Origin of the sequence: Flavobacterium sp. (genome assembly GCF_965277525.1) — a bacterium.
GTDB lineage: Bacteria > Bacteroidota > Bacteroidia > Flavobacteriales > Flavobacteriaceae > Flavobacterium.
This window is the reverse complement of record NZ_CBDIDC010000003.1, coordinates 289,077-300,968: the sequence shown is the minus strand read 5'-3', so window position 1 is coordinate 300,968 and position 11,892 is coordinate 289,077. Positions and strand designations below refer to the sequence as shown.

The window sequence follows — 11,892 nt, the reverse complement described above, 5'->3', positions numbered from 1 at the left end:
CTAAAAAGACATTATCATGAAAAAGATATTTTTATTGCTATCCACTATAGGTCTGTTCACTATCACAAGCTGTAGTGATTATCTGGACCAAAAATCTCCGGACGAACTTACTTCAGAAAATTTCTGGAGAAATAAAGCCGATGCCGAATCTGCTTTAGCATCTACTTATTCCCAGCTTGAATGTGCCGTTGATAAATGGGCTTTCGCCGAAGTAAAATGGCCGGTTGAGGCTTATCGTGAAGACATAAACGAATTAGGAAGCGACGCTTTGAACTATCAAAACTGGGTAGAACTTTCGACATTTACTTATACTAACGGAAACAGTCAGTTTACCAGTTATTGGAAAATTAATTACAGAGGAATCAGTAATGCCAATCAGGTAATTGATAAATTACCACAAGTTCCGGCGTCAACATTAAATGATGCGGATCGCAAACAAATCGAAGCAGAAGCGCGTTTTTTACGTGCTTATTATCACATGAAATTGCTTTTGAACTGGGACCAGATCTATATTAGAAACAAATACATTACTAAAGAAAGTGATCTAAGCGTGCCGTTATCCACACGTGCACAAGCCTGGGATTTTATTACAAGTGAATTTAAGGCTGTAGCCGATGTACTTCCTGCAAAACAACCTCAGGATAAAACTGGTCGTGCCACAAGTGGCGCAGCTAATAGTTATTTAGGATTTGCTTTTATGACCAGAGCTTATGAAGAAACGGCTCAAAAGCAAGCCTTCTTAAACGAGGCACTTACTGCACTTAATAAAGTGCAAGGATATGAGCTGGTAAAAGATTATGTTTCGATGTTTGACGGAACTACGAAAAACACTAAAGAATCAATCTTTGAACTACAATTCTCAGAAACTACAGCAAATGGTGCTTTCTACCGTAATGCACTTCACTATTGGATGGCAGCAGCTGAACTTGGCGGATGGGACGAAATTATTCCGAGTACAATGCTTGTAAGCGAATTCAAAAAAGAAGGAAAAATTGCCACTACAGGAAATTACGATTCCCGTTTTTACGCAACCATTTTCTTCAAAGATCCTTATTTTAATGACCCAAATAATCCTTTGGTACTAGAACAAACGTACGATGAAAGGTTTGGAGACACAGACAAACCTGTGTACCGTAAATACATACCAAGTACTCAGGACAAAATGAATCAGGAATTTACAGCAATCAATATTCCGCTGATGAGATATTCGAATGTATTGCTAATGCAAGCCGAAGTATTAAATGAATTAGGACGCACCGGAGAAGCTATTCCGTACATCAACAAAGTTCGTAACAGAGCAGATATGCCGGCAATGACAGGTACAACCACAGCTGAGGTAAAAGCACAGATCGAGCATGAAAGAATCTTAGAATTTCCACTCGAGAACTACCGTTTTTACGATTTGCGCCGTTGGGGAAAAGCAAAAGCTGCACTTGATGCCGTAGGAAGAACTGGTTTTGATGCATCGAAAAACAACTTTTACCCAATTCCCCTGACAGAATTACAAGCGAATTAATCATTTACCATATAAATAAAAGTTTTTTTTTCGCCACGAATCGAGCGATAGCGAACAAGCAAAGCAATTCTACGAATCTACACTAATTAATAAAGTCAATTATTTTAAAAATAATTCGAGGGAATTTGTGGAATTCGTGGCGAACTTTTTTATTTAACATAAAGAAACATTTAGTATATTATCTAAACAGAAACACACCATAAAAACAAAATAACATGGGCAAAAAGAAAATACTTTTTATTCTTGCATCCTTTTTTATAGTCCAATTGGGTTGGTCACAAAACAACTTTCCCATATTAGAATCTGCTAAAAACAGCATAGATTATAAAGGAAACCCAACAAATGCTACAGACAGAAAATCATTGGCTTTTTCAGATAAAGGCGCGTGGTTCGGATTCGGTTTTTTAGAACCATCAGAAGTTCAGGCAGGATTCTCAGGGCCATTTTTAATGACAGAACAAAACGGCGTCTGGTTAAGCCCTTCGTTTGTTTCGCTACAGCTTAAAGACGAAAACAGGCAGGAAGTCATCAACTGGAAAAATGCCTTGGTTGCTCAAAACAGCTACAACAGTCATCTGGAACAAGAATTTAAAAATGAAAAATTAGAGATAAAGCAACAACTGGTGTTTTTATCAGGTCATTCAGCATTACAAAAAACAAGTATTACCAATAAATCAGGAAAAGTCATACCACTATTCGCGTCTTATAATTCGACAATCTTTTTAAATGATTTACAATTATCAAAAGAAGGAAAAACGTTAAAAATCGTTTCCACAAAAAGTACGGCAACAGGATATATCCAGTTTTTGAATAGTAACCCTGAAATCGAAATTACAAAACAAGGCTACCAAACGCAGACAGAAAAACTGGTATTGCAACCAAACGAAACGAAAGAAATTGTGGTGGCCCAAACTTTTATTTTTGCCCAATATTCATGGAAGAATGAAAGTGAAGCAATTGCAAAAGCAACATTCAATACAGTATTGAACAACACACAAAAAGAAAAAGAAAAGCAATTGGCACAATTAATTGCTAAAAAGAAAAGTATTTACAAAGACGGAGTTTATTCTGATTTAGTAGCAAAACTAGTATTGACATTACAAAACAATACACGAATTGCTGCCGAAGGATTAAAACACGGAGGTCTTTTTCCGAGCTACAATTATGAGTGGTTTCATGGTTTCTGGGCTTGGGACAGTTGGAAACATGCAGTTGCCGTAGCCAATTACGACGGTGAGCTGGCAAAAAACCAAATGCGTGCTTTATTCGATTACCAGGAACCAAACGGATTTATTCCGGATTGTATTTACAGAAACAATCTTCTTGAAGAAAACAATTACCGCAACACAAAGGCACCGCTTGCAGCATGGGCAATCTGGAAAATTTATGAAAAAACGAAAGATGTCAGTTTTATAAAAGAGTTTTATCCAAAGCTGAAATTATATCACAATTGGTGGTACAAAGAACGTGATCATGATCAGGATGGTTTATGTGAATTTGGCGCAACAGATGGCACTGTGCTTGCAGCAAAATGGGAAAGCGGAATGGACAATGCAGTTCGTTTTGATGATAGCAAAATCCTGAAAAATGGAGAGAAAGCGTATTCATTAGATCAGGAAAGTGTCGATTTGAACTCGTTTTTATACGCTGAGAAAAACTATTTGAATAAAATGGCTGAGGTTTTAAAATTGACTGAAGAAGCTAAAAACTGGAAAAACGAAAGTATAATCTTAAAAGCTAAAATTCAAAACCAATTTTGGGATGCTGAAACGGGTTGGTTTTACGACACAACAATCGACGGGAAAAAACGGATAAAGGCAATGGGATGTGAAGGATATTTGCCAATTTGGGCAGAGGTAGCTACAGCGGAACAAGCGAAAGCAGCAAAAGTAAACATGCTGGATACTAAGTCTCTAAATACTTTTGTTCCGTTACCAACATTAGCAGCAAATCATCCTAAGTTTAAACCGGAAGGTGGATATTGGAGAGGGCCGGTTTGGCTGGACCAAAGTTATTTTGGGATAAACGGATTAGAGAAATACGGCTACACAAACGAAGCAAATGAATTGGCTCATAAATTAATTCATAACGCCGAAGGAGTTTTAGACAAAGGCACCACAATTAGAGAAAACTACCAACCAGTAACAGGAAAAGGATTAGAAGCCTTTAGTTTTAGCTGGTCGGCCTCTCATTATTTAATGCTGCTTTTAGAAGATAAATAATGAAATTGCCGGATCTAATGATTTTTAACACATAGAAACATAGCTTTTGATCATCTAAAAAGGCGTTTCATTTATTTTTAATACACATCGCTGGTTATTTGAGAGAAATATATTTCTTTTGAGAATATCTTATTTAAGAATAGAATCTATGTCTATATGTGTTTAAGAGAACATCCAGCAGATTAAAGCTAATTATCTAAATTTGATTAATACAACAATATAAAATATGTTCAACCAAAATATATCACCCACAAAAATTTTATTAACGACTTTGCTTATTGCAACTTGCAATTCGACGCCTTTTTTTGCTCAAAGCAAAAAAACTACAGCTACAGAAAAAAAAGATCCACAGCGTTTTTTCTCAAAACCGGATTTAATGCAAATCGGGGTTTATTACTATCCGGAACAATGGCCAAGAGAACAATGGGAACGTGATTTAAAAAACATAAAAAAGCTAGGGTTTGAATTTACACATTTTGCTGAGTTTGCCTGGACTTATATGGAACCTGAACAAGGGAAATATGACTTTAAGTGGCTGGACGATGCGCTTGCAATTGCCGAAAAAGAAGGTTTAAAAGTGATTCTTTGTACACCAACCCCAACCCCTCCGGCATGGATGGGCGATAAATATCCTGAAATTTATCTGGTAGATGCAAACGGTCGCCGCAGGGAACACGGTAACAGAGCTAATGTATCTATCACAAATGAAAAATACCGTGAATTTACAGATCAGATCGTAACCGAATTAGGAAAAAGATACGGCAAAAATAAAAATATCATGGGATGGCAAATCGACAATGAACCTTTGGGTACTGCTGATTTTAGTCCTTCAGCCCGCAAAGCATTTCAAATTTGGCTTAAAGCCAAATACGGAACAATCGAAAAACTAAATACAGAATGGGTCGGGAATTTCTGGAGCACACGTTACAATAATTTTGAACAAATTGTTATACCTAATGCAGAAATGTATGTTGAAGACAAACTAAGTCCTCATGCTGCTTTGGATTTTAAAAGATTTACCTCGGATGCACAGGGCGAATATTTAAACAGACAAGCCGAAATACTCAGAAAGTATGTTGACCCCAAACAATGGATAACAACCAACTTTACCAATGTAATTTATGACGCAGATCCAAGAAGTGCAAACAAAATGGATTTTATCACCTACACCATGTACCCGGTAAGCGGAAGAAATCCACTAGGAGGAAATAGTTTTAGAATAGGACATCCTAACAAAATCTCCGAAGCCGATGATTATTACAGATCTATAACGGGTGTTACCGGTGTTATGGAATTACAACCAGGGCAAGTAAACTGGGCAGGAATAAATCCGCAATTACTTCCCGGAACGGTTCATATGTGGATCTCGCAAGCTTTTGGCGGAGGATGTTCGTTTACGTGTACCTACAGATACAGACACCCACTGGGAAGCAGCGAAATGTATCATGACGGAATCGTAGGAACAGACGGTGTAACACTGACTCAAGGCGGAAAAGAATTTATACAATCTATCGAAGACATGAAAATGCTTCGTAAAGAATACAACCCAAAAGCGGTAATCCCTGCGGATCTTTTAAAAAGAAAAACAGGATTTTTATGGAGTCATGAAAACCTTTGGGATTTAGAAAACCAAAAACAAACGGAATTTTGGAATACCTGGAAACACAGAAATACCTATACATCAGCTATAAAATCGACTGGCGCGCCAATGGATTTTATTACAGAAGAAGATGATTTCTCTGCTTATCCGTTTATTGTTGCTCCGGCTTACCAGCTTATCGATCAAAAACTAATTGACAAATGGACTCAATACGTTGAAAACGGAGGAAATCTAATCCTTTCCTGCCGTACAGGTCAAAAGGATAGAAACGGGCATTTCTTTGAAGCCAAATGGAGTGCACCGATTATTCCGTTAATTGGAGCCGACGTCGAATTCTTTGACATGCTTGTTGAAGACGTAAACGGAACAATTACTGCCGGAACGAATACTTATAAATGGAATACGTGGGCAGATGTGCTAACACCAAAACAAGGAACAGAAGTTTTAGCAACTTATGCAGATCAATTTTATAAAGGCAAAGCAGCAGCTGTTACCAGAAAATTAGGCAAAGGAACAATCACGTATATTGGTGCAGAAAGTAAAGACGGAAACTTAGAAAGACAAGTAGTCCGAACGGTTTACGAACGTACAAAAACAGCCATTGAAGACTTGCCAAAAGGAGTTTTTATAGAATGGAGAGATGGTTTTTATGTTGGTGTAAACTATACCAACGAGCCTGCAACCTTGCCAATACCTCAAGGAAGCAAAATATTGGTAGGGCAAAATCCATTGCAGCCGGCTCAGGCTGTTATTTGGAAATAAAGATTTACATGAAGTAAAAGTTTGCCGCGAATTCACTTATTACCATGCGCATGCTATTTGAAAAAATTCGTGCTCATTCGTGCAATTCGTGGCGAAAAAAAGAAGAAAACAAAAACAATTTAATATAATAGCAATGACTTTTTCAGAAGCAACTATTCAGGATTTAGTAAAAGAACATTACGGATTAGATGTAACCGTAAAAGCATTAAATGGGTATGATGAATTGAATTTTCTTTTATCGAATGAGAAAAATGAAAAATACATTCTAAAAGTATCCAATGAGAGTCATCCCTTTCCTTTTTTAGAAGCGCAGATTAATATTATCCAGCACCTTAAAAAAAGTAGTATTTCAGATTGTTTTCAGCATTTTAGTATCAACAAACAAGGTGAAGAATTAACCAAAATAATAAGAGCTTCCAAAACCTATTATATCAGGATTTTAAATTTTCTGGAAGGCACTTTTTGGGTTGATGTAAAAACAAAAACAACCGAATTACACCATAATTTAGGTAGATTTTTAGGCAATATGGATCATGCCTTACAGGATTTTTCTCATCCCGCAATGCATCGCGGTTATACCTGGGATATAAGCCGTGCCAGTGAAGCAGATGATAATTTAAAACATATTCTAAATCACGAAAAAAGACGTATTGCTGGTTATTTTCTGTTGCAGTTTGATACAGAAGTATTACCACAAATTCATCGTCTGAGACATGCTTACATACATAACGATGCCAATGATTACAACATATTAGTACAAGGCAATCGCATTAGCGGTTTGATTGATTTTGGCGATATGGTTTATACTGCCCTTATTAACAACCTTGCAATAGCGTGTACCTATGCAATGCTGGATGAGAAAGATCCGTTGGCTGTTGCTGCAACTATTGTCGAAGGCTATCATAAAGTATATGCATTGAGAAAACAGGAATTAGATTTATTATATTATTTAATTGCTGCAAGACTTTGCATCAGTGTAACGCAATCAGCATACAATGCATCATTAGACAGTAATAATGAACATCATTTTATTACTGAGAAACCAGCTTGGGATTTATTGTATAAGCTAATCGAAATAAACCCAATCAAGGCACAGGATACCTTTAGAAAAGCTTGCGGTTTTACGGGATTAATCAATGAAGATGATTATAGCGATTTACTTGAAGTTCGTAAAAAGAAAATTGGCAGGAATCTAAGTATAGGTTACAAAGACAAATTAAAAATTGTCAAAGGAGCTTTGCAATATTTGTATGATGATAAAGGAAAAACCTTTGTAGATTGTGTAAACAATCCTTCGCATGTTGGGCATTGTCATCCTGTTGTGGTTAGAAAAATGCAAAAGCAAATTGCAACTTTAAATACGAATACAAGATATTTAAATGACGCCATAACCGAATATGCTGAAAAACTAACAGCAACATTACCTTCAAAATTAAGTGTTTGCTATTTTGTAAATTCAGGAAGTGAAGCCAATGATTTAGCCATCAGAATGAGTCGTCATTTTACCAGACAAAAGGACATTATCGTACTGGATCATGCTTATCACGGAACTTCAACCGTAGCAATGGAAATGAGTCCTTATAAATTTGACAGCAAAGGCGGTTCCGGTCAGATGCCCTGGATTCACAAAGCCATTAATCCTGATTTGTATCGTGGTCCTTATAAATACGGAGATACAAAAGCTGGCGAAAAATACGCAGCAGACGTGCAACGAATCATAGAAAATCTAAAGAAAGAAGACAAAGCACCGGCCGTATTTATTTGCGAAACCCTGTTGGGAGTTGGAGGACAAATTCCGTTACCGGAAAATTATCTAAAAACCGCTTACCAATATGTAAGAGCTGCCGGAGGTGTTTGTATTGCAGATGAGGTTCAGGTTGGATTTGGTAGAATTGGAGATCATTTCTGGGGATTTGAATTGCAAAATGTAGTTCCGGATATTGTGGTTTTGGGAAAACCAATTGGTAACGGTCATCCGTTGGCAGCTGTAATTGTTACAGAAGAAATTGCTGATGCTTTCAATAACGGACTAGAATACTTTAACACCTTTGGCGGTAATCCGGTTTCTATGGCAACAGGATTAGCAGTTCTGAATGTTATTCAACAAGAAGAAATGCAACGACATGCCTTAGAAGTCGGGAATCATCTGATGAATGGCCTGAAAGGTCTAATGGAAAAATATCCAATCATAAGTGACGTTCGCGGACATGGTTTATTCATTGGAGCAGAAATGGTGAAAGACAGAATCACGATGGAACCTGCCGTTCCTGAAATAGATATTATAGTCGAAAAATTGAAAGCAAACGGTTATTTATTAAGTACAGACGGGCCTTTGCATAATGTCTTAAAAATAAAACCACCAATGCCATTCAGCAAACAAAATGCGGATGAAATGGTGCGATTATTAGATATCGCATTAAGCGAATTGTAGAAAAATTTAAACACATAGAAATGTAGCTTTAAATTATTTGATTGAGAAGGTTATAAAATCATTTTAATCTAATAATCTGTGGCAAAAAAACAACACATAGAAACATAGCTTTATTTTGAACATAAAAAGGCGTTTCACTTAGCATAATACACATAGCTATATGTAAAGAAATGTGTTTCTTTTTGCAACCTTTTCACAGAAATAAAAACCTATGTTTCTATGTGTTAAAACAATAGTAAACATCAACAAACGAGACTATTCCTGACTTCTTATCTTTTTCAGATAAAAGCAGACTTATATAATAAGTATTAAAATGAATGATAATAATATCCTTTCCAGGAGTTCTATTGATCTTGAAGGTTTAGAAAAACAATTAGAGGGTAAATTATTTTACGATCCTACCATGCGTTTGCTGTATGCAACAGATGCCAGTGCTTATAAAGAAATGCCTTTGGCGGTAGCGATTCCAAAAACAAAAGAAGACATTCAAAGAATTATTGCCTTTGCAAGAGCAAATAAAAGTAGTGTAATTCCGCGTGCGGCAGGAACTTCGCTTGCGGGCCAGGTTGTAGGGAACGGAATTATAGTTGATATTTCGCAAGAATTTACAAAAATTATTTCAGTAGATCAGGCCAATAAATCGGCTTGGGTAGAACCAGGGGTAATTCGCGATGAGTTAAATCTTCATTTAAAACCCTATAAACTTTTTTTTGGTCCCGAGACTTCTACCAGTAATCGCTGTATGATTGGCGGAATGGTCGGTAATAATGCCTGTGGTGCAAGATCCGTTATTTATGGATCTACACGCGAACATTTACTTGAAATCAAAGGTTTTTTGGCAGATGGTAATGAGGTTACTTTTGGTTCTTTGACTAACGCTGAATTTGAAGATAAATGTAACGGAATCAATGTCGTCAGTCAATTGGAACAAGCTATTTATGTACAGGCAAAAAACATATTATCGTCTACAGAAAATAGAATTTTATTTGAAGATAATTTTCCCAAGAAATCAATTCCAAGAAGAAATACAGGTTACGCTTTAGATTTATTGGCTGATTCTATGCCTTTTGGAAATTCAGATGAAAAATTCAATTTTTGTAAATTAATAGCTGGATCTGAAGGAACCTTATTTTTTTCTACAGCAATAAAACTGAATTTGGCTGACGCTTTAAAACCTTTCGCAGCTTTGGTTTGCGTTCATTTTGAAAGTATAAAGGAAGCCTTAAAAGCAAACATTGAAGCTTTAAAATTTAATCCGGATAGTGTGGAGTTAATCGACCATTATATTTTGGAATGTACCAAAGAAAACATTGAACAAAGCAAGAATCGTTTTTTTGTAAAAGGAGATCCTCAGGCAATTTTGGCTGTCGAATTTTTAAGAGATTCACAGGCAGAAATTGATGCTATTGCAAAAGAGATGGAAGCGTTAATGCGTTCTAAAAATTTGGGATATCATTTCCCGATTGTTTACGGTGATGATACCAATAAAGTATGGACATTGCGAAAAGCAGGATTGGGCTTATTATCGAATATTCCGGGAGATGCAAAAGCCGTTGCTGTCATTGAAGATACTGCTGTAGATGTTAATGATTTACCGGAGTTTATTGAAGACTTTAATGCTATTCTAAAAGAACGAAATTTAAACTGTGTGCATTATGCACATGCTGCAACAGGAGAATTGCACCTGCGTCCTATTATAGATTTAAAAACAAAAGAAGGAACAGCACTCTTTAGAACCATAGCTAGCGATATTGCGCATTTGGTAAAGAAATACAAAGGTTCATTAAGTGGCGAACATGGTGACGGAAGGCTTCGAGGAGAATTTATTCCGCTGATGTTAGGCGAAGAAATCTATCAATTGTTTCTTCAGATAAAACAAGTTTGGGACCCCTGGAACGTTTTTAATCCGGGTAAAATTGTCAACACGCCCCCTATGGATACCAGTTTACGATACACTCCGAACCAGGATACGCCAATGCCGGATACCTATTTTGATTTCTCTGAACATAACGGAATCCTGCGTGCTGCTGAAATGTGCAACGGATCCGGAGATTGTAGAAAAACAGAAAAAAGCGGCGGTACAATGTGTCCGAGTTATATGGCAACACGTGACGAAAAACATACAACACGTGCGAGAGCAAACATGCTGAGAGAAACCATAACAAACTCGACACAAGCAAATAAGTTTGATGATAAAAATCTTCTTGATGTACTTGATTTGTGCCTGAGCTGTAAAGGATGTAAATCCGAATGTCCGTCGAATGTAGATATGGCAAAATTAAAAGCTGAAACTTTACAACACTATCATGATAAAAACGGTGTAAAATTCCGTTCCAGACTGATAGGAAATACACCCAGAATAAACCATTTATTTGCCACAATTCCCTGGGCATACAATTTATCTGTCAAAGGTGCTTTAGGAAATGTAATCAAAAAAGCATCCGGTTTTGCTATACAAAGAAAATTGCCGTTAATGCACAAAATTACTTTTGCTAAATGGATGAAAAGTTATCTTCAGAATGGAGATTTTGTAAATGGTAAAATATATCTGTATAATGATGAATTTCTGAATTATTATGATGTAGCAATAGGACAGAAAACTGTCATGCTTTTGAATCGCTTAGGATATCAGGTTGAAATTCCTAAAATTGGAATCAGCGGCAGAACCTATCTTTCGAAAGGAATGCTAAAAGAAGCACGAGAAATTGCGGAACAAAACACTAAAGATTTTGAGAAAACAATTCCGGAAGAAGGTGCTTTAATCGGAATTGAACCTTCGGCAATATTGAGTTTTCGTGATGAATATCCTGATTTATGTCGTGGAGATTTGAAAGCAAAAGCAAAAGTGTTTGCTAAAAAGACCTTTTTAATAGAGGAGTTTTTGGCTAAAGAACTTGACAAAGGAAGAATTTCCCCGGCTAGTTTTACGGATAAAGAAGAACGAGTGCGCATGCATGGACATTGTTTTCAGAAAGCTTTGTCGTCATTGGTTCCGTTAAAGAAAATTTTGCTTTTGCCAAAGAATTATACCGTGCTGAATATTCCGAGTGGCTGTTGTGGTATGGCAGGTTCTTTTGGCTACGAAAAAGAACATTACGATATCTCGATGAAAATAGGCGAATTGGTTTTATTCCCAACCATTCGTTCTGAAGAAGCTGCAACATTAATTTCGGCATCCGGAACAAGTTGCAGGCACCAAATCTCGGATGGTACAGGACGAAAAGCACAACATCCGGTAGAGATCCTGTATGAGGCTTTAAAATAAAATTAAATTGAGTGTCTTTGTAAACTAAACAATTTGTCAATACAAAGGATTGATCGTTTTTTAAGAAGTAAAAAGATAGCGCTACGCTATCTTTTT

General features: G+C 36.6%; 5 protein-coding genes. All 5 read left to right on the top strand.

What is annotated here, in order from left to right; genetic code table 11:
* Positions 1-16 precede the first annotated feature (16 nt).
* The 5 genes from ACQY44_RS08020 to ACQY44_RS08000 all read left to right on the top strand — a co-directional run bounded on the left by ACQY44_RS08020 (position 17) and on the right by ACQY44_RS08000 (position 11,796).
* A complete protein-coding gene (locus ACQY44_RS08020) occupies positions 17-1,516 on the top strand; it encodes a RagB/SusD family nutrient uptake outer membrane protein (RefSeq protein WP_428229861.1) in 1,500 nt (499 codons plus the stop codon).
* A gap of 215 nt (positions 1,517-1,731) precedes the next feature.
* On the top strand, positions 1,732-3,738 hold the full coding sequence (locus ACQY44_RS08015; RefSeq protein ID WP_428229860.1) for an MGH1-like glycoside hydrolase domain-containing protein: 2,007 nt from the start codon (positions 1,732-1,734) through the stop codon (positions 3,736-3,738).
* Positions 3,739-3,964: 226 nt separating this feature from the next.
* On the top strand, positions 3,965-6,100 hold the full coding sequence (locus tag ACQY44_RS08010) for a beta-galactosidase (RefSeq protein ID WP_428229859.1): 2,136 nt from the start codon (positions 3,965-3,967) through the stop codon (positions 6,098-6,100).
* A gap of 133 nt (positions 6,101-6,233) precedes the next feature.
* Positions 6,234-8,531 (top strand): aminotransferase class III-fold pyridoxal phosphate-dependent enzyme, encoded by a 2,298-nt coding sequence (locus ACQY44_RS08005; RefSeq protein ID WP_428229858.1) that lies wholly within the window; start codon positions 6,234-6,236, stop codon positions 8,529-8,531.
* Between the two features lie 313 nt (positions 8,532-8,844).
* Positions 8,845-11,796, top strand: a complete 2,952-nt coding sequence (locus ACQY44_RS08000; protein WP_428229857.1) for an FAD-binding and (Fe-S)-binding domain-containing protein — start codon at positions 8,845-8,847, stop codon at positions 11,794-11,796.
* Positions 11,797-11,892: the final 96 nt, after the last annotated feature.

Bases quoted from the DNA above. Each gene is read 5' to 3' on its own strand.
- ACQY44_RS08020 (WP_428229861.1), top strand. From the start codon at position 17: ATGAAAAAGATATTTTTATTGCTATCCACTATAGGTCTGTTCACTATC.
- ACQY44_RS08015 (WP_428229860.1), top strand. From the start codon at position 1,732: ATGGGCAAAAAGAAAATACTTTTTATTCTTGCATCCTTTTTTATAGTC.
- ACQY44_RS08010 (WP_428229859.1), top strand. From the start codon at position 3,965: ATGTTCAACCAAAATATATCACCCACAAAAATTTTATTAACGACTTTG.
- ACQY44_RS08005 (WP_428229858.1), top strand. From the start codon at position 6,234: ATGACTTTTTCAGAAGCAACTATTCAGGATTTAGTAAAAGAACATTAC.
- ACQY44_RS08000 (WP_428229857.1), top strand. From the start codon at position 8,845: ATGAATGATAATAATATCCTTTCCAGGAGTTCTATTGATCTTGAAGGT.